Source organism: Methylococcus capsulatus str. Texas = ATCC 19069 (assembly GCF_000424685.1).
In the GTDB taxonomy this organism is placed as follows: Bacteria; Pseudomonadota; Gammaproteobacteria; order Methylococcales; family Methylococcaceae; genus Methylococcus; species Methylococcus capsulatus.
In genome coordinates this window covers 209530-234023 of record NZ_AUKJ01000016.1, presented here as the reverse complement: position 1 = coordinate 234023, position 24494 = coordinate 209530, and the positions used below count along the sequence as shown (strand labels likewise).

Here is a 24494-nt window from a genome sequence, read left to right as displayed (position 1 = left end):
CCGGAATGGTCAGGGGCTCGGAATCTGGACGGTGTCACCCGGCTCCAGCCCCGCCAGGACTTCGAGCTGGCCATCGTGGAACCGACCGGTACGGATGTGGCGCAATACGGAACGGTCCTTTTCGACGAGGCGCACGCTCTCGATCTGGCCGATGCGCGTCACGGCGGCCGCGGGAATCAGCAGCACCTCACGCTGGCCGCAAGGCAGTTCCACACTGACATAGGCGCCCGGCTGCCAGGTCGCGGCATCGGGCAGGCGCGCCTTGAACCAGACCGTACGGGTGGCCGGATCGGCGGCGGGGGCGACTTCGTCCACCTCGACCGGATAGACCTGCTCGGGCGAGCCGCCCCGTGCCGTCAACGGGGCTCCGGCCCGCAGCGCCCCCGCGCAGCGCTCGGCGACCGCGCCCTCGATCCGCAGCCTGCCGCTTTCCTGCACCGTCAGCACCGGCATGCCGGGCATGGCGGTGTCGCCCCGGTCGAGTTCGCGCGACACCACCGTGCCATCCACCGGCGACTTCAGTTCGGTCTCGCCGAACAGCGAACCGGCCTCGGCGATGGCATCCTGCGCCGCCTTCACCTGGGCGTTCGCGGCGCGGGCGGCGGCCTGGGCCGTTTCCAGGGTCTGGCGGGTGGCCGCTTCCTTGGCATAGAGGCTTTCGCTGCGGATCAGCTCGGCGCGGGCCCGCACCGCTTCGGCTTCGGCCGCGGCAAGCTGCGCCCTGGCCTGGCCGAGCCGGGCACCCAGCTCCTTGGCTTCCAGCCGCGCCAGGACTTCGCCCCGCTGCACCCGGTCACCCACCCTGCGGGTGATCTCGGTGATGCGTCCCGCGACCTTGGGCGAGATGCGGGCGACGACCCGGGCGGACACGGTGGCGGGCCAGGCGGACGTCTCCGCGATGGTCCGCGGCGCCAGTGTGTACGTCTGCCCCCTCACCGGTTCGGCCTGCTCCTCGGCCCGTAGCCCCGGCGCCGCCTTGCCGACGAAGCCGCCCTCCATCCAGACCAGCATCAGGACCAGGGCCGAGACGGCCATGGCGGCATACGACAGTGTATTGCGGGAGTTCGAACCGTGCGCTTGAGCGTGCATTGCTTTGTTCCTTCTATCTCTATCTAGCGCCAGAAACCCGAAGCCTTCTTCAGATTCGCCTCCGCGACCTCCACGGCATAGCGGGCGGCGATGGCGCGGGTCTGGGCCTGGGCGCGGTCGGCCTCGGCTTCGAGATAACGCGTCACCGTCGCCGCGCCTTCCCGGTATTGTTCGTGCACCAGCCGCAGCGCTTCCTCCGCCGACTTGGCGCCGGCTTCCGCCGCGTCCTTGCGCGACAAGGCTTCCTCGAGCTGCAAATAGGCCTTGCGTACTTCCTCTTCGATTTCCAGCCGGGTGCGCGTTTCCAGCGCCTGGGCTTCGGCCAGTCGCTTCTCGGCGGCGGAAATCCGGGCCGTGACCGCGCCGCCTGCGTAGAGGTCGAGTTCGGCGCTGACACCCAGCGTGACGTTGCCCTGCTCCGTGGAGAAACCCGGCGTCCGACTGTTCTGACCGTAGGCTGCAAAGGCGTTGACCCTGGGCAGCCGTGCGCCCCGTTCCATGTCGAGCTCGTGCTGACGCAGGGTGACCTGGCTGGTGGCCGCCTGCATTTCCGGCCGCTGCGACAGCGCCTGGGCCAGCACTTTTTCCATCCTCTCCCGGCCTGCGGCACCGTTGGCGGCCGGCTCCACCGCCTCCAGGCTGGCCACCGTTTCGCCACCGAGCAGGGTTTTGATGGCGGCGCGGGCGAGTTCGACCGAGTTCAGCGCGTGGGTTTCGTTTTCGCGGGACTGCGCCAGCCGAACCTCCAGGGAGAGCACGTCGGACTTGAGGCTGGAACCGGCCTGATGGCGGTGACGCGTGTGTTCGAGTTCGCTGGTGACCGCTTCCACCGATTTCTTCGAGACCTCGACCTGGCGCGGGGCCTCGAGCAACGCGTAATAGGCCGCGGTCACCGCCGCCGCCAACTGGTTGCGCAGAGCCGAGTGCTCCAGTTCCGCCACTTCGACGCCCAGTTCGGCCGCCTTCTTGCGGTAGTAGTCCTGGCCGCCGCGGAAGATCGACCAGGTGGTGAACACCTCCGGGCGGAAGTTCTCGACATAGCCCGGATGGTTGATGTTCATGCCGAAATTGAAGCGGCGCTGGGCTACGACATAGGAGAACGCCAAGGCGGGGTTGTCCGAATAGTCATAACCGACGCGCGCGGTGAGACGGGGATAGAACGCCGCGGTGGCTTCCTCGACGCTGGCCTGGGCCTGGCCCAGCCGGGCCTCGGCGGCATGGATGTCGGGATTCCTTTCCCAGGCGAGCTCGATGGCTTGCTGCAAGGTCAGCCGGGCACCGCCCGAGGTAGCGGGAAACACCGGCGGACTCCCCAGTACCCATGCCAAGAAGACCGGAGAAAACCACATCCGGAAACGGGCAGACCTGATTTCTGTCGAATTCATGGGCGCGACGCTGCGTGTCGATGTCGACGGTTCCCGGCGGGAAACTCCTTGAATGAATGATAGCCAGTTCCACCGCGTGGAACTACCGGCCCCCTTGCCCGATCCGGGCTTGCCTTGAATTTTAGCATTTGCTAATATTCTCGACAAGCGGTCGGTATACGAGCAGAATTTTCAACCGATCGTCGACAGCGTTGCCCAACAACACCATCAAGTACGCAGAAGGACTGCGCGGGAGGAAAAACGCAATGGCTCGAATCGTCATACTCGGCGCCGGCATCGGCGGTATCCCCATGGCCCTGGAAATGAAGCACCTCGCCCGCAAAAAACAGGACGAGGTGGTGCTCATCTCCGACAGCCCCACTTTCCACTTCGTCCCCTCCAATCCCTGGGTCGCGGTCGGTTGGCGTAAACCGGAGGACATCAAGGTCGAACTCGCCCCCATGCTGAAGAAGCGCAAGATCGAGTTCATCCAGCAGAAAGCGACCAAGGTCGATCCGGCCAACAACCGCATCGAACTCGCCGACGGCAGCTCCGTGAACTACGATTTCCTGGTCATCGCCACAGGCCCCCGCCTCGCATTCGACGAAGTGCCGGGCTTCGGCCCGCATGGCCACACCCAGTCGGTGTGCCACGTCGATCACGCCGCCGAAGCCATGGAATTCTGGGACGGCTTCGTCAAGGACCCCGGTCCGGTCGTGGTCGGCTCGGTGCAGGGCGCCTCCTGCTTCGGCCCGGCCTACGAATACGCCTTCATCGCCGACACCGACCTGCGCCGCCGCAAGATCCGCGACAAGGTGCCCATGACCTTCGTCACCTCCGAACCCTACATCGGCCATCTCGGCCTGGGCGGGGTGGGCGACTCCAAGGGACTCCTGGAAAGCGAGTTGCGCGACCGCCACATCAAGTGGATCACCAACGCCAAGGTCGACAAGATCGAGGCCGGCAAGATGTTCGTCACCGAAGTCGACGACGACGGCAAGGAAAAAAAGAAGCACGAACTGCCGTTCAAGCACTGCATGATGATTCCGGCCTTCACCGGCGTCGACGCGGTGCGCGGCATCGAGGGGCTGGTGAACCCACGCGGCTTCGTCATCGTCGACGAATATCAGCGCAACCCCACGTTCAAGAACGTTTACTCGGTCGGCGTCTGCATCGCCATTCCGCCGCTGGAGCAGACGCCGGTACCCACCGGTGTACCCAAGACCGGTTACATGATCGAGTCCATGGTCACCGCCACCGCACACAACATCCGCGAGCAACTCGACGGCAAGGAGCCCAGCTTCAAAGGCACATGGGCCGCACTGTGTCTGGCCGACATGGGCGACACCGGCGCCGCCTTCATCGCCCAGCCGCAGATCCCGCCGCGCAACGTCACCTGGGCCAAGAAAGGACGTTGGGTGCACCTGGCCAAGATCGCCTTCGAGAAGTACTTCCTCCGCAAGGTGAGGAAGGGCATCAGCGAGCCCATCTACGAGCGCCTGGGCCTCAAGGCCCTGGGTATCGTCCGCCTGAAGAACTGAGCCTTTCCGTCCCCGGCGCCCGTCCGGGCGGGCGCCCCCTCCCGAATCCCCGCCCATGACCAACCACGAATTCCTTCCGCTCTCCATCGCCATCCTCACGGTTTCGGATACCCGCACCGAAGACGACGACAGCTCCGGCAGGGTACTGGTCGGACGCCTCACCGAGGCCGGTCACCGGCTGGCCGAGAAATGCATCGTGCCGGATGACATCTACCGCATCCGGGCGGTGGTCTCCCGGTGGATCGCCGATCCCGACATACAGGTCGTCATCAGCACCGGCGGCACCGGCGTGACCGGCCGGGACGGCACCCCCGAAGCCGTATCGGTGCTGTTCGACAAGACCCTGGACGGCTTCGGCGAAGTGTTCCGCGCCATCTCCTATCAGGAAATCGGCACCTCCACCATCCAGTCGAGGGCCATCGCCGGCGTCGCCAACGGCACCTACGTCTTCGCTCTCCCCGGCTCCTCCGGCGCCTGCCGCACGGCGTGGGACAAGCTCATCCGCCAGCAGCTCGACCTCCGCACCCGCCCCTGCAACCTTGCCGAACTGATACCGCGGCTGGGGGAAAAATAGGCGAGAAACCGGGCATCCGGTCTCCTCACCGTCGGACCCATTCCCGGCAAATCGACGCGGACGATCGCAGTGGCTTAGACTGAACTCCCGGACACGGGCCGCGCCCGGCTTGCCGGCCGAGGAGTCGGTAAGGCGTCCGGGACCACCGCTTACCGCCGAGAGCCAAGCCCATGAAATCCGCCGAGCGCCTGTTTCCCGCCGTCAGGCCGAGAATCGCGGACACCTGCACGGTGCTGAAACTGCTGGTCCTGGTGCTGGTGCGCGAGTACCGCGAAGGGGGGATCAGGCATCGGGCGATGAGCCTGGTCTATACCAGCCTGCTCTCCTTGGCGCCGCTGCTGGCGGTGAGCTTCTCGGTGCTCAAGGCGTTCGGCGTACACAACGAGATCCAGCCGCTGCTCCTCGAAATGCTGGCGCCCCTGGGCGAAAAGGCAAGAGAGGTCACCGATAACGTCATCGGCTTCGTCGGCAACATCCAGGTGGGCGTTCTGGGCTTCGTCGGCTTTCTGATGCTGTTCTACACCGTGGTGTCGCTGCTGGAGCAGATCGAGGACAGCTTCAATCACATCTGGCGGGTGTCCAGGACGCGCCCGCTCTACCGCCAGTTCAGCGACTACCTCAGCATCGTCCTGATCGGCCCGGTACTGCTGTTTTCCGCGATCGGCATCGCGGCCTCGATGAGCAGCATGGAAATCGTACGGCGGCTGATCGCCCTGGAGCCCTTCGGCACGGCCTACTATCTGGCCGGCATCGTCCTGCCCTATGTGCTGATCGTCGCCGCCTTCGCCTTCGCCTATTCGTTCATACCCAACACCGCAGTGAAATGGCGGCCTGCGCTGGCGGGGGGGCTGTTCGCCGGCCTGAGCTGGAAGGCGACGGGCTTCCTGTTCGCCGAATTCACGGTCAATTCCGCCCATTACAGCGCCATCTATTCCGGCTTTGCCGTCATCCTCCTGTCCATGATCTGGCTGTACCTCAGTTGGCTCATCCTGCTGCTGGGCAGCGTCGTCTCCTTCCATGTCCAGTTTCCCCGCTATCTCGGCTACGGCGGACGGCGGCCCCACCTGAGTCCGCAGTCCCAGGAGCGCCTCGCCCTGCTGCTCATGATCCTGATCGGACGGAGCCATGCGCGCGGCGAAGCCGCCGCCTGCACGCTGCCCGGCCTGGCGGATCAGGTGAACCTGCCTTGGGAAGCCGTGGCGGACCCGCTGGAATGCCTGAAACGGCACGGCCTGCTGTTGAGCCTGAACGGCGAGCGGAAAGCTTACGTTCTCGCACGGGACACCGATGCGATCCTGTTGAGCGAAGTGGTGGAGGCGGTTCGAACCGCGGGCGACCAGCCGGCCCTGACTCTTCAAGACGAACCCGACGCCGTCCGGGAAATCCTGGCCGCCATCGACCGCAGCCCGGAAACGACTCTGGGAAACCGCAGCTTGCGGGACGTCGTCCGGATGAGCGGATAGCACGTCCCGTCTCCGCTTTTCCCGGCTACCGGAGCGGCAGGAATACGTCGGTGACCGCTTCGCTCTCCGCGACGTCCGGAAAGAATTCGATCCGCTGCACATACACCGGAAAATCCCGCAACGCCTCGCCGCTTTGCGGAAGCCATTCCGAATAGAGATACCGCACCGTTTCCGGCAGGGCATCGTCGGAACCGACATGCCGCAGCACGGCACAGCGGCCGCCCGGAACCGTCTTCTCAACGACGCCGAATTCGTTCTCCGCCACCTCCCGCCCGGTCGCGGCGCACAGGTCCGACCGGAAGTCGGCTGGCGCCACGACCGCCGGGTCGTCGTAAAGAACGTTGAACGTGGCGCTGATTCGAGGCGGCAGACCGTTCTGCCTGCGCCAGGCGATGAAACTCCGTATGGAATCGCCGATCAGGCTCGGATCGCCGCGATGCTCGAGAACGGCGACTCTCGTGTCATCGACGTCGATGATCCTGATCTGTCCGGCGGGCCTTGCAGACGGCATGTGAAGACTCCTCAGTTGGTTCAAAGGTTGGTAGGTCGCATGCCAAGGAACCCACCGCGGCTGCCGCCTGAACCCGGACGGCGATTGCCCGATACTCTTCTTGAACGCCCTCGCGAACGACTCCGGCCTTTCGTAGCCGCCGGCCAATGCGATGTCGATGATCGGGCGGTGGCTGCGGAATGCGAGTTGATAGGCGGCGCGCTTCAAGCGGCGGAGCTGGACGTATTGGTACACCCCGATGCCGAAAAGAGCGGCGAACTGCCGCTGAAAATGATATTTCGAGCAGGCGGCGACGCCGCAGAGCCTGTCCAGCGTGAGATCGCCGTCCAGGTTCGCGTCGACATACTCGAGCACCTTGCGGAATCTGGCGCGGTATCTGTCCGAGCTTGTTGCACTCAACGAAATATCTCCCTGGCGACCGTTAGCTTAGCGCCTTGAATTCAATAATGCCTGACAGAAATTGCTGAATCGGTGGAGCCACGTTTTGGCGCACAACGTATTTGGGTCCTGAACAAGGACAACGACACGGTGAGCAAGCTCCGATCCGGGCTTGGCCATCCCCGAGGCGGCCTTGTGAGAGAGGTGCGCGGGAAGACCTGAAGCTGTGTTGCGCGAAATCCCGTGCCAGCGAGTGATATGGTGTGGCCACAATTGTGAGGCCAGATTCCACGATATTGTTTTAATTGAATATTTATTGATGGCCTGAATGATGCTCTGCTGCCGGAGGGTATCTTCGTTCGCCATCGGCGAACGATGCAATAAGACCAAGAACACCACCGGAGGAGCCATGAATAACTCACGCCGACCCCAGTCGTTCACATCGAGTCGAAATCCGTTTCTTGCCTGTCTGTCGATATGTTTTGCCCTGGCGCTTGCGCCGGAATCGGTGCTGGCGGCAGCCAAACTGAAGATCGCCAAGGCGTCATGGTCGGAGAAGACGGGAGTTCTGACCGTCAAGGGCAGCCTCAAAAACTCTGCAGGGCCGGTCGAAATCTATGACATCAACGGTCGCCGCTTGGTTGCGATCGGCGACAGCAGACAGGGAGGCGCCTTCGGAGCCAGCATAAGCCGTGACGCGCTTGCCGCGGTGCCCTGCGCGGTACGGGTCCAGTCCGGCGACGGCGAGGCCATCAAGGCGGTGAAGGGGGCACCCAAGTCCTGCAGCGGCGTTCCGACCTGCAGCATCGTCAGTCCGGTCGACGGCACAGCCCTTCAGATGGGCGTGGAAACCCACTTTGAAGCCAACGCCACGGCCAGGGATCCGGCTGCCTTGCCGCTCAAGTACGAGTGGGATTTCGGCGGCGGCGCCATGGGCTTCCCTGCCGGCACACTGGTCCAATCCGGCTCGGTCGGCGAACACGCGACTTTTGTCCGCGATCATGGCATTTATCGGGTCCGCTTCGTAGTGACCGACGCATTGGGGCACCGATGCGAAGATTCGATAGCCGTCAGCGTCGGCCAGGCGCCGACCGCTCCGCCGGCAGTGGCGTCCCTCGCGGCGGCCTCGGTGCAGGCAGCCCCCAAATTTGGCAGCGAGCTGGAGGGCAAGGCCGGCGATGTCGTGGTCCTCCCTTTCGCCCACAGCGCGGCGATGGGGCAGGGCGTCGTAAACCTGGATGCGGGCAACCCCTGGCCCGGTTTCTTCCATCTGAATGCCATCGCGTACACCAAGGCGCGCCAGCCCTTGAACGTCGATGCGGACGCCTATGAACTCTTCTATTCGGCTGCGGTGAATCCCGCCGATCCCGTCGGGGCCGATTCCATCAACAGCACCAGCCGGAACTATCCGGTCGGTTCTTCCTTCAGCCAGGCCCAGATCAGGAAGACCGACATGTGGGAAGCACAGGAAGGCTGGGAGACCACGGCAGGCTACGAGCCGTTCTGGACGGTTGATGAGAACACGCCGACGGTTTCGCCCTTGTGGAAGGACCCGCCCACCATCACCAAGATATTGAACGCTGCCTTTCCCGACATGTGGGGGCAAGGCGCCGACTGGACCTGGTACCTGGCCCGCAATTCGGTGCCGGACGAAGGCTATCTCACCGGCAAGTTCGAGACCAGGATGACCGGCAACCCTGGCGACAAGGATAATTTCAAGGGCGGTCTCATGCCTGGTAAGGACAATCCTTACCAAGCCAATACGCCGCAGGCGTTCCTGACCCGCGAGGCAGATACCCAAGCCTTCCTGGCACTGGGAATACCTTTGACCGATATGGACGACCAGGGCCGCGTCAATCCCTTCCCTGTGATGCGGGTGGAGGTCAGGAGCAAGTCCACCGGACAGACTGCCGCGGCCGCGGACGTCGCGCTCAATACCGCCAAGGACGTGCGCTGCAGCGAATGCCACGTCTATGGTGGCATCGGTGCCGACCCCACCGTCAAACGCTATCTGCGACCGCAGAAAAAGGACGCGTCGGGCAATCCAGTTTTCGACGGCTACGGCAACAAGGTATTGCTGGCCGGAGAACAGAATCCGCGAGTGGAATATTTCCCCGACTACATGAATTCCAACCCGAAGAGCCTAGAAGAAAAGGAGAATGAAGCCTTTTGGAACCAGTACGCGATTCATGCCTTCATGGAGCTGGAAGACCGAACCGGCGCACTCCTGGACGACTGGGACCCCGATGCTGATGGCATCGCCGGTGAAGGGAACAGTCATCCCTGGGAGAACGGCCTGCGCTACATCAAGCAGTTCAAGGTGCCCGAACCCTGCCAATGGTGCCACCAATCCGCCTATCTGAACGAATGCGGCTACGGCACCACCAACTGGGACGGACTGGAATACGGGCCTTCCGAACACCGCTTCCACGGCCGCATCCAGGTGGACGGCCAGGGCAAGGTGATCCGCGACGCTCAGGGCCGGCCGCTGATGTGGGACGACCAGGGAACGGGCAAGACCAACCCCAACTCGCTGTTCCCGGTCGTGGACAAGCAGGGCAACAAGGTGGCCATGGAGCAGAACTGCCTCAAGTGCCACGTGGGCGCCAGCCAGAAGGGCTATCACGACCCCATGTACAGTGCCGGAATCCAGTGCGCCGACTGCCATGGCGACATGCTGGCCGTGGGCGCCGTGTTTGCCAAGAAAGCCCAGGGCGACCAGCCGAGGAACGCCAAGGGCGAACTGGTCGATCCCACCAAGCTCGACGAACAGGGCAATCCGACGCCTGTGCATCGGGTCGACTACCTCGATCAGCCGAACTGCGGGTCCTGCCATACCGGCAATGGAAGCGAACCCGTGCGCAAACTGGCCTACGATGCCGCCGACCCCGCGGCCACGCCGCTGTTGCCGGAGAATCCGCGGTTCGCCGTCAACAGCGCGAAGATCGCGTTCAACTATCTCGACTGGGACATGAACCGGGTGGACAAGAGCTACGATCTGCCCTTGTTCCGAAAGAGCCTGGACACCCATGGCAAGGTGCCATGCGCGGCCTGTCACGGCTCGACCCATGCCATCTGGCCGATCAAGGAGCCCGGCGCCAACGAGAACGTGACCGCGCTGCAGCTCCAGGGCCACACTGGCACCATCCTCGAGTGCAACGTCTGCCACACGGCGGATTCGTTCGCCAAGAAAGAGGATCTGGATGGCGGCCAGTACAGCGGCGACGCCAAAGCCGGCATCCTCGGCGGGCCGCACGACATGCATCCGGTCAACGACCCGTACTGGTGGAAAGGCGCCCAGGGCGACGGAGCCAACAGCGACGGCACCGCCTACGGCGGCTGGCACAACGACTACGCCAAGCTGCCGGGGATGAAGGGTGAAGACCAGTGCGCGGCCTGCCACGGCAACGACCACAAGGGCACGCGTCTGTCGAAGACGCCGGTGGACCGGGTGTTCGACTTCCGGGGCTTCGACGGCAAGAAGCTGAAGAAGGCCGGGTTCAAGACCAAGGTCGTGAAAGTGGCCGCCGGCACGCCGATCGGCTGCGATACCTGCCACAGTCTCCAGACCAGCTTCAAGGGGGCGCCAGGACACTGAGTTCCGCTCTCGTCAAGAGGCCAAGGATGGCACGCAACGCGGTGGGGTGCGGCGACGCACCTCGCCGTTTTTGATTTTTCGGGGGAAAACCCCCGGCTTAGGCGGGGGACTCGCAAAGTTCGACAAACCCTGGAGTGGGGCTTTGTCCAAATTTGGTTGGTCGTCATTTCCGGCATGGGTTCGCATATGCGCTCTGGCGAGCGCCGGAATCCAGCTCACAGGGACGTGTGAGGTCGCAGCCATCCGTGGCTACTGGAACACGGCAAATCCCTGCCGGGGCGAGGACGTGGCTTTTGCCCGACGGCGGTCAGGCCCCTTGGAGGGGCCAGCCGTGGAAAGCCACCGGCTTTGCCGGTGGATCGTTCCTCGGGTCCGCAATGGAATGCCGTATTTGCGCTGATTTGGTGATCGTCCGCCGTCAGTGGAACCGGGGAGCAGGCTGTATCGCCCGTTTGGAGCGGGCCTACCGGTTTGCTGCCCCGTCGAAGTACTCCATCGCCTTGGCGAAGGCTTTGCGGCCGACCTGTTGACCTATCCTGCGTCCGGCGAAGTCATCGGCCTCGATGTGAATCCCGCCCCACAGTCTGGATTGCCCGGCCTGGTCAGCGGCATCGAAATAACTCGCCCATTGCAGCCGTAGGTCGACGGAAGGTCCGCGCTCGTGGATGAGATAGTTGTCTTTTCGTGCGGCGAACTCCATCAGCCCCCCCGGAAAGTAGGGGCTGCCGGTAAGCGCAGCCAGCACTTCGGCAGCCGCCCGACTGAAAGTGCTGTGGCCCGAAATGTAGCCGGGAAAGGCGGGTGTGACGAAAGTCCTGCGCTGATAAGGCAGCCAAGCGGTGCCCAGGATCCAGTGCACCCCACTGACCTGGGTTTGGGGATCGGTCGGACTGCCAGGCCATGACAGCACGGCGATGTCGCCGATCCTGCCGCCGGTTTCGGCGGAGACCAGTTCCGCATGACGTCCGCCCGGAGCCGTGGTTTCCGGGGTAATGAGCTCGACAAGGCCAGGCTTGAGCGGCAGTCCTTGCGGGCTGTAGGAGGGCAGGAACGGATCGGACGACTGACCCTTCTTGGCCATATAGCGGATCATCGTGATCGGGCGCACGCCGTCGTACTTCCGCTTGGTGCCCCAGCAGGCGATGGCGGCGTCGTGAAGCGCGCCGTTGAGGGCGAAATAGGTCTTCACGTCCCATTCCAGCCGGTCGAGTTCCGGGCCGGCGCCGCCGATACGGTGCGGGAAGCCGGGCGAGTCCGCAACGGCATTGGCAATGGTGTTCCAGTGGCCGGGCGGGGTCTCCGAATGCGGTCCGTCCGCCCAGAATTCGGCAACCACTCGTCCGAAATCGCCTCGCGGGACGACCTGCGGCGGGTAGGGCTGGCCGGTCGCCGGATTGACCCGATGGCCCGTCCCCTCGTTAGAGCCGAGTGGATTGTTGCCCAGGGATGCGGGCGAGATGTCCATCGTCGCCCCATCGTCCGCCGCCAGTTGACTGGCCATCTCGATCACGCGGAGCGCCCCCGCCTTGTATTCGTCGTCTCCCTCGCCACCCAACTGCGGCGGCGGACCGGGATCGTAAAGCGCTTCCGCCGTGGCGGTATCCGGGAGAGCGAAGGGGATCACTCCGCCCCATTGTGATCCGATGAAGGTCTGGACCTTGCCGGGCAACGGAATTCCGTTCTGGGAAACGGTCTTGTCCAGGGCAAGCGGCTGCCAGCGATTGGGATCGAGGTGATAGCCGGTGTCCGAGGGATCGGTGAGGTCTATCCCCGGCAGCTTCACGATCAAGGGCTTGTTCACCGGCGTATAGGTGGGGTCCTGGTAGTTGGCGCCTTCCCCGGCGCCATCCCGGTCGCCGAAGGCGAGCACCGCCGCGGCGATCCGGTTTCCCAGCGCGGCGGGCGTGCTTCCTGCGGTGTCGGTAAAGCCGGGGTCCAGGCCCAGCCTGGCCATGCGGGAGTCGAAGCGGGCCTGCGAGGTCGCAGAGCCCAAGGCAAGTTTTTCCGAGTAGCGCCGAGACAGGATCCGGTAGGCCGCATAGCTGATGGCAATCCGGCGGTCATGCTCGATATCCGCGGATGCGGGATGTTCAGCCGTGAGATAGGGCTTCGACTCGTCGCCATAGGCCGTCCACGCGTCGTACATCGCGAGCGAGAGATGGAAAAGGTTGCGTGCGTGGACGCCGGGACGGGGATTGTCCAGCCGGATGGCGTCCAGGATTTCTTCGTTCCATTGCCGCGCAACCGACCAATGACGCTGCGGACGGCTATCGCAATAGGGTGCCGCCAAATAGTTGCCGCGCTTGCGGCAGTCGGCGGAGAGGCGGTCGGCCCGGTTGATCGCAGCGCAGGCGCTGCAATGTGCCTGAGCGATCAGGCAGGCGCCGGGATCCCCGCCGGGCAGGCTGGCGCAGAGGCCGGGGAAGGCGGTGCGCCCTGCGATCCCTCCACAGTGGCGGGCTATGCTGCTCTCGGCTTTTCGTTCCGCGTCCCGCAGGCGCGGCGAGTCGGCACCGAGGCAGGCCTCCAGATCGGCTGCCGTACTCGCTTGGTTCCGCTTCAGGCGTTTTTGGACGCAGCGGTGATATTCGGCCAGCTCGGTCCTGACGAAGGCGGCGAAAGACCGCGCGAGTGTCAGTTGGCAGCGCGCCGTGGCGTGGTCGCCGCCCGAATCCAGCACATCGGCGAGCTCGGCGCCGAACAGGGCGGTCATGTCGTATGCCTCGGAAAATGCGGCGTTGACGTCCTCCGGATTCGCCGGACCGAATGCCGGCACCTCGCTGCATTCCCGTGCCGCGGCGGCGAGGGTTTTGCCGCGGGCACGCTCGATCGCGGGGTTCCGGGCGCCAAGGCAGGCGCCGATTCCGTCTGCCGCGAGCTTTCCCCCTACCGAGGCTTTGACGCAATGGAGTGCGGCGCGGGCCGCCGCGCCGGCCACACCGGCTCCGGCTTTCTGGAGTGCGGCGACACAGCGCTGCTGGGAGGCCGCCGGCGGTGCGGCCGCGGCAGTCACAGCTTTTTCGGCCAAGAACAAAAGGGTCAAGATGAGTGCTGTGGGGGAAGTCAAAGGACGCATGGGGACGGTCGGATGCGGGGCGGGGATATGATCGTTCAACGTACTCCCGCCAAGCAGGGATTGTGCCGAGCCTTCGGGGGATGCGCGGCCGTATGCCCGGATCGAAGTCCGGGAGAAGTATTCGAAGCGATGCGGCGTGTCACGCATACCGTGCGTGATATGCCGCCCCCCGCATGCTCCGGTGTTCGATCAGCCCGTTCCCTCTCCCCTTCCCCCTTCAGCCGGCATGGACGCCCAAAGATCGGCCAGCGAGAACGCCAGTTCGGCGAAAGGCGGAGCGTGCACCTCGTCGGCTTCCTGCCAGGCGCCTTCCAGCAGCCAATGGCCGTCGAGGAGGCGGAAGACTTCCAGCGTGTGGAGATCCGGCTCCACCAGCCACAGCCATTGCACGCCCTGCGCGGCGTAGATCGGCATCTTGACCACGCGGTCGATGCGCGCGGTGCCGGGGGAGAGCACTTCGCACACCCAATCCGGCGCCAGGGCGAAATAGGCCTCGTCTGGCAGGGCCGGCATCCGCTCGCGCCGCCAGCCGGCCAGGTCGGGCACCAGGATGTGCGGTCCCAGATGCATTTCGGGTTCGTCGAGGATCCACCAGCCGCCGGGACCACCGCGGCCTTGGTCGTAGGGTCCGACCAGTTCACTGCCGACGATCGACGACGCGCGGGCGTGTTTCGGTGCGGAGCGGGGTTGGGTAATGAGTTGGCCGTTCAGGATTTCGCCGATGACGTGCTCGGGCAGTTCGAACAGGTCGCGGTATTCGGCCAAGCGTTCGGCGGGGCGGCTCATGGGAAGACTTCCGGACTGGGTCTATGCCTCTCATCTTCGCGGTTTTCCGCCGGCGGGTCCATATCCTGCGCGGTTGGGCGAGTGATTCCGAACGGGACCAGGATGCGCGCGGTTTCTGCCATCCCGCGTGTCAACTGACGTAACACCCGGTGAAAACCCGGAGCGGCCGTTTTTCCAGCTTGACCTAAGGCCATATCTATCAGTGTGTTAGGTGTTGGCCCGATCTCTGCTTGATCAGGGGACTCGTCCTCTGCGGCAACGCAGGACAGTTCGCCATCGGTAGATTGTGCAAACCATTGCGGATCCAGCGCGCCGACCATGGACATGCATGCAGGCACTATGTGGCAAACCGCTTAGGGGCGCTTCGGCGCCCCGTTTTTTGTCCGGTCGAAACGCGTGGCCCCAAGCGCGGATCTTTCCGCCATTCCCGGCGACAGCCCTCTTCTTGTCCATCGCTTTGGAGTTTCCATGAAATTCGTCGTTTTCCTTATCGCCATGACCACTTCCGCCGCCGGTTTCGCCGGAGCAAAAATACCCGCCGGCCATCCGCCGTTGAACCCGACTGGTGCGAGCGCACAGATGGTGCCCGCTGAATTGGCACAAAAGGCCACGGTGATCGACGTCATCAACGTAGCTCAGTATACCTATCTGGAAGTGAAACAGGACAAGCAATCCCAGTGGATCGCCGCACCGTCGGTCGAGGTCAAGAAAGGCGATGTCGTCCGCTTCGACGGTGGCGTGGAGATGAAGGACTTTCACAGCAAGACGCTGGATCGCACATTTCCGAGCATCGTCTTCGTCAACAGGGTCGTGGTCGGAGAAAAGTGACAGGGGGCGGCTCTGAAATTCGTTTGCGTGTGATTTCCGGGCACCTCGAATTTATGGCACTCACTGAAAATCCCTGGACTTTACCACCAACCCGCCCAGCCATTTTCCGATATCTTCCAGCCGCCCGGCGACGAGGTGCAATACACCCTCTTCCTGCTGCACGGTGCCGGATACCGCGAGGAGATGGGCGCGCAGCAGCGCACGGCGTTGGGCCTGGGCGGTGGCGGGCCAGACGATGAGGTTGATCTGGCCGGTTTCGTCTTCGATCGTGACGAAGGTGGTGCCGTTGGCGGTCATGGGGCGCTGGCGGCAGACCACGAGGCCGGCGACGCGGGCGATGGCGCCGTTCCTCACCTGCCACAGCGCTTCGGCAGTGCGGAAGCCGCGGCGGTCCAGCCGCTCCCGCAGTAGGCTCAAGGGATGGCGGCGCAGGCTGGCGCCGGCGGCGGCGTAATCGGCGATGACGTCCTCGGCTTCGCCCGGTTTCCTCAGCAAGGGCTCGGCTTCGGCGAATTGCGGTTCGGCATAGAGCGGGGTCGGTGCCTCCACCCCGGCGGCCTCCCAGAAGGCGCGATGGCGGTGGCCGCCGAGTCCGTGCAGGGCGTCGGCGGCGGCCAGGGCTTCCAGTTCGCGGCGGTCGAGCCGGGCGCGGGTGGCTAAATCCTGGACACTTTGGAACGGTCCCTGCCGGCGGGCGTCGCTCAGGCGTTGTGCCGCCGCGGACGAGAATCCGTTGACCAGGCGCAGACCGAGGCGGAGGGCGGGATTGCTACCTGTTTGAAGGGCCCTCACCCCAACCCTCTCCCAGAGGGAGAGGGGGTTAGGAATCTCAGTCGGCTCCAGCGTGCAGTCCCAGCCGCTGTGGTTGACGTCGATCGGCCGCACTTCGACGCCGTGGCGGCGGGCGTCCTGGATGAGCTGGGAGGGGCCGTAGAAGCCCATCGGCTGGCTGTTGAGGAGGGCGCAGGCGAAGGCGGCGGGATGGTGGCATTTGAGCCAGGCGGAGACGTAGGCCAGGAGGGCGAAGCTGGCGGAATGCGACTCGGGGAAGCCGTATTCGCCGAAACCCCGGATCTGGCGGTAGATCTGGCGGGCGAAGCGCTCTTCGTAGCCGCGTTCGCGCATCCCGTCCATCAGCTTCTTTTCGAACGGCTCCAGCCCGCCCTTGCGGTGCCATGCGGCCATGGCGCGGCGCAACCGGTCGGCCTCGCCCGGCGTGAATCCGGCGGCGACCATGGCCAGTTGCATCACCTGCTCCTGGAAGATCGGCACGCCCAGCGTCCGCCTCAGCACCTTCTCCACAGCGGGGCTGGGGTAGGACACCGGCTCCAGCCCGGCCCGCCGGGTCAGATAGGGATGCACCATGTCGCCCTGGATCGGTCCGGGCCGGACGATGGCGATCTGGATCACCAGGTCGTAGTAGCTCTGGGGACGGAGCCTCGGCAGCATGCTCATCTGCGCCCGCGATTCCACCTGGAACACGCCGATGCTGTCGGCCCGCTGCAGCATCTCATACACCGCCGGGTCTTCCGGGGGAACGTCGGCCAGCGTGAACGGCCGGCCCCGCCCTTCGCCGACATAGGCCAGCGCCTTGCGGATCGCGGTCAGCATGCCCAAGGAGAGGACGTCGACCTTGAGAAGACCCAGGGATTCCAGGTCGTCCTTGTCCCACTGGATCACGGTGCGCTCGGGCATGGCGGCGTTCTCCACCGGCACCCAGTGCGACAGGTCCTCGGCAGCGATGACGAAGCCGCCCACGTGCTGGGACAGGTGGCGGGGAAACCCCACCAGCATCTGCACCAGGGCCAGCAGACGCCGCACCGCCGGGTTTTCGGACGCGAGGCCGGCTTCGGCCAGGCGCTCCGGCAAGGTCTCCGCGACGCCGTGGCGGTCGAGCACCCGCGCCAGGGTGTCGATCCGCGACGGGGAGAAGCCCAGGGCGCGGGCGACGTCGCGCACCGCGCTCCTCACGCGGTAGGTGATGAGGCTGGCCGCCAGCGCCGCCCGGTGGCGGCCGTACTTGCGGTAGATGTACTGGATGACCTCCTCGCGCCGCTCATGCTCGAAATCCACGTCGATGTCGGGCGGCTCGTTGCGTTCCCGTGAGATGAAACGCTCGAACAGCAGATCGAGCCGGGCCGGGTCGACCTCGGTGATGCCGAGGCAATAGCACACGGCCGAATTCGCCGCCGATCCCCTGCCCTGGCACAGGATGCCGCGGCTGCGGGCGAACCGGACCACGTCGTGCACGGTCAGGAAGAACGGCTCGTAGGCCATGGCGCCGATCAGTTCCAGTTCGTGCTCGACCTGCCGCCGCACCTTGTCCGGCGCGCCCTCCGGCCAGCGTTCGGCCATGCCTTGCCGGGTCAGCTCGCGCAGCCAGGCAATGGCCGTGTAGCCGTCCGGCACCAGCTCGGCCGGGTATTCGTAGCGCAGTTCGTCCAGCGAAAACCGGCAGCGTTCGGCGATGCGCAGCGATTCTTCGAGCAGCGCCCGTGGATAGATCCGCGCCAGGAATTCGATGGGACGCAGATGGCGTTCCCCGTTCGGAAACAGCGCGTAGCCGAGTTCCGCCAGCGGCCGGCCGAGGCGGATGGCGGTCAGGGTGTCCTGCAGCGGCTGGCGCTCGCGGGCATGCATGTGGACGTCGTTGCAGGCGACCAGGGGCAGCCCCAGCCGTTCGCCCAGCGCCTGCAGGACGGAGAGGCGGAGGCCGTCTCCGCCGCTCAGGAACAGCTCGACGCCGATCCAGCAGCGGGCCGGAAACAACCGCGCCAGCCAGACGCCGGTTTCGTCATCGGGCGCGTCTTCCGGCAGCCAGATCGCAATACAATGGTCGAGCGGATGGGTTTCGAGCTGGCCGCGGAGCAGCCGGTATTCCCCTTTCTCCGCCGCCCGCCGCCCCAGGGTGATGAAGGCCGCGAGCTGGCCGTAGCCGCGGCGGTCCATCGCCAGCAGCACCAGCTTGGGACCGTCCTCCAGCCGGAATTCGCTGCCGATGATGAGTTTGAAGCCGAGCGTCTTGGCCTCGGCATGGGCGCGTACCACGCCGGCCAGCGAGCATTCATCGGTGAGCGCCAGCGCCGCATAGCCCAGACGGGCCGCTTCGGCGACCAGCTCCTTGGGATGCGAGGCGCCGCGCAGGAAGCTGAAATTGCTCAAGGCATGCAGTTCAGCGAACACCGCCTCAGCCGAACAGGCCATGCAGGTGCCAGGGACCCGCCGTGCCGGCGTCGCGGTAGACCCACAGCCGCGCCCCGACACCGTCGACCGCCAGGTGATAATCGCGCCGCACCGGCCCGCCGTCCCACCAGCCGGTTTCGATCCGCTCGCACTCGGGCAGGATGCGGATGTCTCGGTCCCTCAGACGCCGGGGCCGGGACAGCAGCCACAGCGGCCGGGGCGACCGCGCCGTCTCGCCGCTTCGGGGAGCGTTGCCGAACTCCGCACGCTCCGGCCGGTGATCGGCGCGAAGCATGGGCCGACGCAAAGCCTGCGGTCCCAGCCGGGCCTGGAGGCGGTCGAGCAGTTCGTCCCAGGACTCCCCGCCAGCCGCCCCGGGCGTGAACAGATCCGCCGTCGGCAGCGTGAACGGCTGGATGTCGGCGCTTTGCAGCAGTACCCCCCGGACGGGGCAGGGCAGCGCTGCCCGATCCAGCCGCTCGCGCAGCAGGGCTGCGAAGTGCCGGGCCGCCCGGCCCGCCCGGCGTGGCCTCAAGCAAACCCGCGTCGGCGCTGCGCGGGCGTGCCGCAGTTCGAGCTCCAGCCCGGCGGCGACGGCATCGCGGCTCCGGAGGAAACCCTCGAATTCCGCCAGCAAAGCCTCGACCAGCGGGAAGACCCGGGTCAGGTCTTCGGTTTCCACCGCCAGTTCCCGCCCGGCACGGAACCGCGGCGGGGCATGGAACCGACCCAGCGGCTGGGGCCGGCTGCCCACGACCTCGTCCAGCCGCCGCAGCAGATCGCTGCCGTAGCGGCGCGCCAAGCCGTCCCGCGGCATGCGCCAGAGATCACGCAGCACCCGCAGGCCGGCACGGGCCAGACGGCCGCTGAGCTTATCGTCGATGCCCAGCGCGGCGATGGACAGGTCGCCCAGCACGGAACGCAGCGCCTCGGTCTCGAGCACCGGCGCGGGGAATCCCGCCCGCGCCAGCAGCCAGGCCGCCATGGGCGTCGGTGCCAGACCGCATTGCACCGCGTGGCCGTCCGCCGCGCAAACCTGCCGCGCTGCTCCGGCCAGCCGCGCCGGTCCGCCGAACAGCCGCAGGCTGCCGCGCACCTCCAGTTGCAGGGTGGCCGGGAAGTCCAGGCTGATCCAGGGAGTGAATCGCAGGCAGCGTTCCGCCAGATGTGAAAGGACGCGCTGCTCGGCCTCCGGATCACGGCTCACCGCCGTCAGCCCGGGACAGAGCGCCTGGGCTTCGGACAAGGCCATGCCGGGGGCGACACCCTGCGCGGCGGCTGCCGCCGAAGCACTGTGCACCCGGAGCCGGCCATCACCGGCTTCGGTGATGGCGACCGGCTCCGGCCCCGTGATCCCCAAAGCCTCCAGCGCAAGCGCGGGAAAACACAGCGCCAGCCAGAGCGGCGCGGTTTCGGCCGCGGAAGCCGCACAGGGCGGTTCCGCCGGAAGAGAGGGAAAAGGGTGGGCGCGGGCCAGTGCCATGGCACCCTCAAAGCATCAACGGGACGCGTGCCCCGCAGAATCCGCCGCGGGCTTTCAGTATCCGCAGTTCCAGTCCGCCCTCGCAGACTCCGAGGCTCAGGCGCAATGCCGCCGTCGTGCCGCCGGCGGCGCCGTCGGTGAACAGCATACCGAGCGCACCGCTTTCCGCCGCCGCCAATTGCAGGCGGCGCCAGACGGAGGGCGGCAGCGTCCGGGGCCAGGCCAGCACCAGCCCGGTCTCGGGATGACGCAACAAAAGCTCCAGCGTCCAGCCCAAATCCCGCCGCCGATCCGCGACCGCCACCACCAGCATCCGGCCGATCTCGACCCCGGCCTGGACCAGCGCCGGCGCGTAGGGCTCGAACGGCGGCGCGACCCACACCAAGCGGCGGCCGTCCCCGGCGATGCGCCGCATCAGCGGCAGCAGCAGCCGCAGTTCGCCGATACCCTGGGCCGGTGTGATGATCTCGGTCAGCGCACCCGCCGGCCAGCCGCTACCCGGCAGCACCGCGTCCAGCGCCGCATGGCCGGTGGGGATGACCGGCGCCCGCCAGGATCCCGGCCGGCGCCCGCGCCAGATCCGGGGGTCGCGGTCCAGCAGCCCGGTCAGCGTCTCCGTCTTCCCGGCCATCAGCCCACCCGGGTACGGATCACGCCGACCACGATGCCTTCGATGCAAAGCGGCTGGCGTTCCGGATCGACGGCGATGACGGAAAACTCGGGATTGGCGGGCTCCAGATAGGCCACGGCGCCTTCCAGCCGCAGACGCTTCACGGTCACCTCGTCATGGAGACGCACCACTACGATCTGGCCGGAGCGGGCTTCCTGCGCCTGCTGCACCACCAGCAGATCGCCGTCGATGATGCCGGCGTCGCGCATGCTCATGCCCTGGACCCGCAACAGATAATCGCCCTTGTGCTCGAACAGCTCCGGCCCCAGCTGGCAGTAGCGCTCGACCTGTGCCTCGGTCAACAGCGGCCGTCCCGCCGCGACCTTGCCGATCAAGGGCAGGCCGGGCTCCTCGGCCCTGGCGAGCAGACGGATGCCGCGCGATGCGGAGGGGATGAGCTCGATCACCCCCTTGCGCTCGAGCGCGCGCAACTGCTCCCGCACCCCATGGGGCGAGCTGACGCCAATGGCGCGGGCGATCTCGGCGATTGTGGGAGGGAAGCCTTCGTTTTCCACGCTGCGGCGGATGCAATCCAGAATCTCACGCTGGCGGACGGTCAGTGGCTTCATGCTGGACATACGATCACTGTTTTTATGAACAGTAATCGATCGGCGTCAGTCCCGTCAACCGACCGACGCCCCTACTGCTTGAGACTATTGCCCCGCCCCGCTGCGGCATACGCCACAACCGAAGGAAAAAACTCATGCTGCCATCGCGTTGATTCAGCGTTTACTCTCTGCATGCGCCGAGGCTTTCATACCGCGGCAACGATGTTGGCATAATGTTTTCATGCTCCCAGGAGCATTTTTCCCTTATCAACCCCACAAAACAGGAGGTATTCATCATGCTCGTAGGTGCTCTCGCTGCATTCACGCTCGTCGCTCTCATGGGTCTTGCCATGATCGGCGACGTCTGGGCAGGCCGCGCCGTGGGGCCCGCCTATCCCATGCTGCACGGCGCAGCCTCGCTGGTCGGCTCCGCCCTCGTCATCGTGGCCGCCCTGGAAGGCGACACCCGCGTCTATCTCAACATCGGCATGGCCGTCGTGATCATCGCTCTGGGACTCCTGATGGGGCTGACCGCCAAGAAAGGCAAGAGGGTGCCGCGCGCCATCCTGGTGGTCCACGCCGGACTGGCCGTCATCTGCTATCTGGCTCTGGGTTTCTTTGCGTTCAATCCGAGCGCGACCCTGATCTGACCCAAATTCTTTCGCAGAACGCATTTTCCGCGTTCCGCGACGACCTCAAATCTCCCTCAGCGACGCTCGGCAACCGCTCGCCACCGGCACCGGTTGCCTTCTCTTTCCGCTCCCTTCGCGTTCCTGCCAGCACGGCATTTACCTCAGCCGCTTGGTGATTTCACTTACCGCCGTCGCCGTCACGGCACCTCAACGTCTTGTTAATAAAAACAAAAAGCGTTGGCATGCGGGATGCTTTGGATGTCAACGACCATAGCGGCGTCCTCTTTCCCGCAGACGCGAAGAGCGTCGGGCAGTCGGGGGCACCGGTTCGAAAACACCGAAGACTGGCAAGTTTCATCTTCAAATTCCGATATGCGCACGTCCTCTCTGAATGCCCGGCTACTCACCGCCCTCGTGGCGGCGTGGGCCGGGTTTCTTTTTGAGCCTGCCTCTCTGGCGCAACAACCGTACGCCGTGACCTACCCCGACATCGCCGGACTGACCGAGATCCAAGGACTGGATGTCGCGGTCGACGGCCGGTCCATCCATGCCCTGCTGGTCGGAAAACCGGCGGATGGCGGCCGCTCCCGCGTCGTCCACGTGCATTCGGAGGACGGCGGACGGACCTGGACGCCACCGAATTTCCTGGACCACCCGGACGATCCGCCGGTCATCGCCCGGCCCGGCAACGACGCGCGCATCGCCGTCAAAGGAAAAGATTTGGTGGCCGCCTGGCAGATCCAAGGGGAACTGCCAGGCACCGGGCCGATGCACATCGTGGGCTCGCGCGACGGCGGCAAGACCTGGACGCCCGGCGGCAATCCCGCGACCGGCGATGCCCTGAAAAACCAGGCCTACCTCTCCCTGGCAGCCGACCCGCAAGGGGCATTCCATCTGGCCTGGCTGGACGACCGCGAGGAAACCGGAGACACCCAGGGACTGCGCTATGCCAGTTCGAAAGACGGCGGATTGCACTGGAGCCCCGAAACCACCCTGGACCCGGCGGTCTGTACCTGCTGCTGGAGCCGGCTCGCGGTCCTGCCGGACGGCGCGCTGTCGGTGCTGTACCGCGACGCCGAGCCGCGCGACATGAAGCTTTTCCTGCGCCGCGATCCAACCCAAGGCTGGCTGTCCGCAGGGCCGGTCGGCGCCTTCGGCTGGCATTTCCCCGGCTGTCCGCATTGCGGCGGCGGGCTGACCGGCAGCCAGGCCGGGAACGGCCGGGTGACGCTGCATAGCGTGGTCTGGACGGGCAAGGAGGATTCGGCGGGCCTGTTTTATCTGAAATCGGCGGATGCCGGCAGGAGCTGGTCCCCGCCGCGGAAAGTCGGCGACAGTCAAAGCCGCGATGGCGACATCGCCACGCTCGGCCAAGGGATGCTGGCGATCGCTTTCACCCGCAATACGGCGGCGGGCGCCGCTGTCCAGCTCATACAGTCCGGCGACGACGGCGCCCGCTGGACGGAACCCGCCGCCCTCAGTGCCGAAACCGCCAAGGCCCGGCACCCGAGAGTCCTGGCCACACCCTTCGGATTCCGGGTCTTCTGGACCGAAACCCGCGCCGATGGGCAGAAAACCTGGGCCATCGCGGCCCCGAAAACCGAAACCCAAGCACGACGAGATTCATGAGCCCCCTCATTCCATCCCTGACCCTGGTCCTCGCCGGTCTGACCGGCACTGCGGAAGCCGCGGACGACGGCATGCTGACCGCCCCCGATCCTTTCCTTGCCCGGAAGGTGGACACGCCTGTCCATCTGGCCCACGCCATCCTGGTCAAGGCGATACCGGACCGGGACGCAACGATCACCGACGCCCCCGAGGAGATCCTCCTGACGTTCAACGAAGGCGTGGGCAACGACTTCCTGGCTCTGGCCGTGGTCGATGGCGAAGGCAAGCGTGTCGACAACCACGACGCCAGACTTGATTTCACCGACCGCTCCAAACTGCGGACCTCGGTTTCCAGGCTCACCCCCGGCCGCTACATGGTTCGCTACCGGGTGCTCTCCGCCGACGGCCATGTGGTCAGTGGCAAATATTTCTTTCAAGTCCAGAATCCCTGAAGGAGGACATTTCTCATGACGCATCGTTCCGCATTCTTCTGCCGCACCGTTCCAGTCTTGATCGGCCTGGCCCTGACCGCCGGTACGGCCTTCGGCGCCGGCGCCCCCCGCGACCCCGGCAATGGCCGGCAGATGTATCAGGGCGCATCGATGAGCTGCCTGGTGGCCAACGACTTCTACGCAGTGCATTTCACTGCCATGCAGGAAGGACGCTACGAGAACGAAAGGCATGAATTCACGAAATACTGCCAGGAGATTCCGGGCACCGGTAAGACCTATCTGAGCATCGACCTGCTGGACCGCGACGTGCGCAACATCCCGGTCGCTCTGCGGGTGATCGAAGAAGACCTGGGCGAAGGCGGCCAACTGCCCAAGGAGAAAAGAACACTGGCGGAAGTGCCGGCCAAAATCTACAAGAGCGGCACGGTCGAAACCTACACCAACATCACCGAACCCGGCCACTACGCGCTGATCGCCGTCTTTGGAGACGAGGCCGTGACCGAGGACGACCGGCTGCGGATTCCGTTCAGCGTCGGCGTTCCCTCCCCCGTTCAGCCCAACCGCTGGCCCGGCGCGCTGGCAGCCCTGATCGGCGGCCTGGTGCTCGCCACGCTCTGCTACGTCGCTTACCGCAATCTCGGCCTGCGGCGCGCCGCCCCTGCCGTCGGCGACGGCGCCGAAAAAGCACCGCGCCGCTTCCCAGTCTGAGA

18 protein-coding genes are annotated in these 24494 nt (G+C 65.6%); 9 read left to right on the top strand and 9 right to left on the bottom strand.

What is annotated here, in order from left to right; all coding sequences use genetic code 11:
• Positions 1-9 precede the first annotated feature (9 nt).
• Together H156_RS0103265 and H156_RS0103260 are read right to left on the bottom strand one after the other, a co-directional pair.
• Entirely contained in the window at positions 10-1089 is a 1080-nt protein-coding gene (locus H156_RS0103265) for an efflux RND transporter periplasmic adaptor subunit (RefSeq protein WP_017366424.1), read from the bottom strand.
• A 23-nt stretch (positions 1090-1112) separates the two neighbouring features.
• Entirely contained in the window at positions 1113-2474 is a 1362-nt protein-coding gene (locus H156_RS0103260; RefSeq protein ID WP_017366425.1) for a TolC family protein, read from the bottom strand.
• A 245-nt stretch (positions 2475-2719) separates the two neighbouring features.
• Between H156_RS0103260 and H156_RS0103255 the strand changes: the two genes are divergently transcribed.
• The 3 genes from H156_RS0103255 to H156_RS0103245 all read left to right on the top strand — a co-directional run bounded on the left by H156_RS0103255 (position 2720) and on the right by H156_RS0103245 (position 6031).
• Positions 2720-3994, top strand: a complete 1275-nt coding sequence (locus H156_RS0103255) for an NAD(P)/FAD-dependent oxidoreductase (protein ID WP_010961392.1) — start codon at positions 2720-2722, stop codon at positions 3992-3994.
• A 55-nt stretch (positions 3995-4049) separates the two neighbouring features.
• On the top strand, positions 4050-4568 hold the full coding sequence (gene moaB, locus H156_RS0103250) for a molybdenum cofactor biosynthesis protein B (RefSeq protein WP_010961393.1): 519 nt from the start codon (positions 4050-4052) through the stop codon (positions 4566-4568).
• A gap of 170 nt (positions 4569-4738) precedes the next feature.
• Positions 4739-6031, top strand: a complete 1293-nt coding sequence (locus H156_RS0103245) for a YhjD/YihY/BrkB family envelope integrity protein (protein ID WP_017366426.1) — start codon at positions 4739-4741, stop codon at positions 6029-6031.
• 25 nt (positions 6032-6056) lie between these two features.
• Here the strand turns inward: H156_RS0103245 and H156_RS0103240 are convergent, their stop codons facing one another.
• On the bottom strand, positions 6057-6941 hold the full coding sequence (locus H156_RS0103240; RefSeq protein ID WP_017366427.1) for an AraC family transcriptional regulator: 885 nt from the start codon (positions 6939-6941) through the stop codon (positions 6057-6059).
• A 388-nt stretch (positions 6942-7329) separates the two neighbouring features.
• Between H156_RS0103240 and H156_RS0103235 the strand changes: the two genes are divergently transcribed.
• Positions 7330-10518 carry a cytochrome C gene (locus H156_RS0103235; protein ID WP_154656640.1) on the top strand — a complete coding sequence of 1063 codons (3189 nt, stop codon included), beginning with the start codon at positions 7330-7332 and terminating at the stop codon, positions 10516-10518.
• 463 nt (positions 10519-10981) lie between these two features.
• Here H156_RS0103235 and H156_RS0103230 read toward each other — a convergent pair whose 3' ends face one another.
• Together H156_RS0103230 and H156_RS0103225 are read right to left on the bottom strand one after the other, a co-directional pair.
• Complete coding sequence (locus tag H156_RS0103230) at positions 10982-13531, bottom strand: vanadium-dependent haloperoxidase (RefSeq protein WP_238536779.1); 2550 nt, start codon at positions 13529-13531, stop codon at positions 10982-10984.
• Between the two features lie 252 nt (positions 13532-13783).
• Positions 13784-14380 (bottom strand): Uma2 family endonuclease, encoded by a 597-nt coding sequence (locus H156_RS0103225; RefSeq protein WP_017364201.1) that lies wholly within the window; start codon positions 14378-14380, stop codon positions 13784-13786.
• 396 nt (positions 14381-14776) lie between these two features.
• Here H156_RS0103225 and H156_RS0103215 point away from each other — a divergent pair, with 396 nt between their 5' ends.
• Positions 14777-15208, top strand: coding sequence for a hypothetical protein (locus H156_RS0103215; protein ID WP_143708528.1), 432 nt, complete (start codon positions 14777-14779; stop codon positions 15206-15208).
• Between the two features lie 60 nt (positions 15209-15268).
• Here H156_RS0103215 and H156_RS0103210 read toward each other — a convergent pair whose 3' ends face one another.
• From H156_RS0103210 to lexA, 4 genes are read right to left on the bottom strand one after another with little or no spacing between them, the layout of a single operon-like run.
• Entirely contained in the window at positions 15269-18412 is a 3144-nt protein-coding gene (locus H156_RS0103210) for an error-prone DNA polymerase (protein ID WP_017364204.1), read from the bottom strand.
• Positions 18396-19874, bottom strand: coding sequence for a Y-family DNA polymerase (locus H156_RS0103205; protein WP_017364205.1), 1479 nt, complete (start codon positions 19872-19874; stop codon positions 18396-18398). Before H156_RS0103205 ends, H156_RS0103210 begins: the two co-directional genes overlap by 17 nt.
• Positions 19875-19881: 7 nt before the next feature.
• On the bottom strand, positions 19882-20505 hold the full coding sequence (gene imuA / locus H156_RS0103200; RefSeq protein ID WP_017364206.1) for a translesion DNA synthesis-associated protein ImuA: 624 nt from the start codon (positions 20503-20505) through the stop codon (positions 19882-19884).
• Positions 20505-21113: a transcriptional repressor LexA gene (gene lexA / locus H156_RS0103195; RefSeq protein WP_026045790.1), complete on the bottom strand. Its 609-nt coding sequence runs from the start codon at positions 21111-21113 to the stop codon at positions 20505-20507. The genes imuA and lexA overlap by 1 nt, the downstream gene beginning before the upstream one ends.
• Positions 21114-21388: 275 nt before the next feature.
• On the opposite strand from lexA, the gene H156_RS0103190 reads away from it, so the two are divergent.
• The 4 genes from H156_RS0103190 to H156_RS16385 all read left to right on the top strand — a co-directional run bounded on the left by H156_RS0103190 (position 21389) and on the right by H156_RS16385 (position 24492).
• Positions 21389-21742, top strand: coding sequence for a hypothetical protein (locus H156_RS0103190; RefSeq protein ID WP_143708529.1), 354 nt, complete (start codon positions 21389-21391; stop codon positions 21740-21742).
• Between the two features lie 354 nt (positions 21743-22096).
• On the top strand, positions 22097-23353 hold the full coding sequence (locus H156_RS0103185) for a sialidase family protein (RefSeq protein ID WP_017364209.1): 1257 nt from the start codon (positions 22097-22099) through the stop codon (positions 23351-23353).
• Positions 23350-23784, top strand: coding sequence for a copper resistance CopC family protein (locus tag H156_RS0103180; protein WP_010961405.1), 435 nt, complete (start codon positions 23350-23352; stop codon positions 23782-23784). Before H156_RS0103185 ends, H156_RS0103180 begins: the two co-directional genes overlap by 4 nt.
• Before the next feature lie 15 nt (positions 23785-23799).
• Entirely contained in the window at positions 23800-24492 is a 693-nt protein-coding gene (locus H156_RS16385) for a hypothetical protein (protein ID WP_017364210.1), read from the top strand.
• Positions 24493-24494 lie beyond the last annotated feature (2 nt).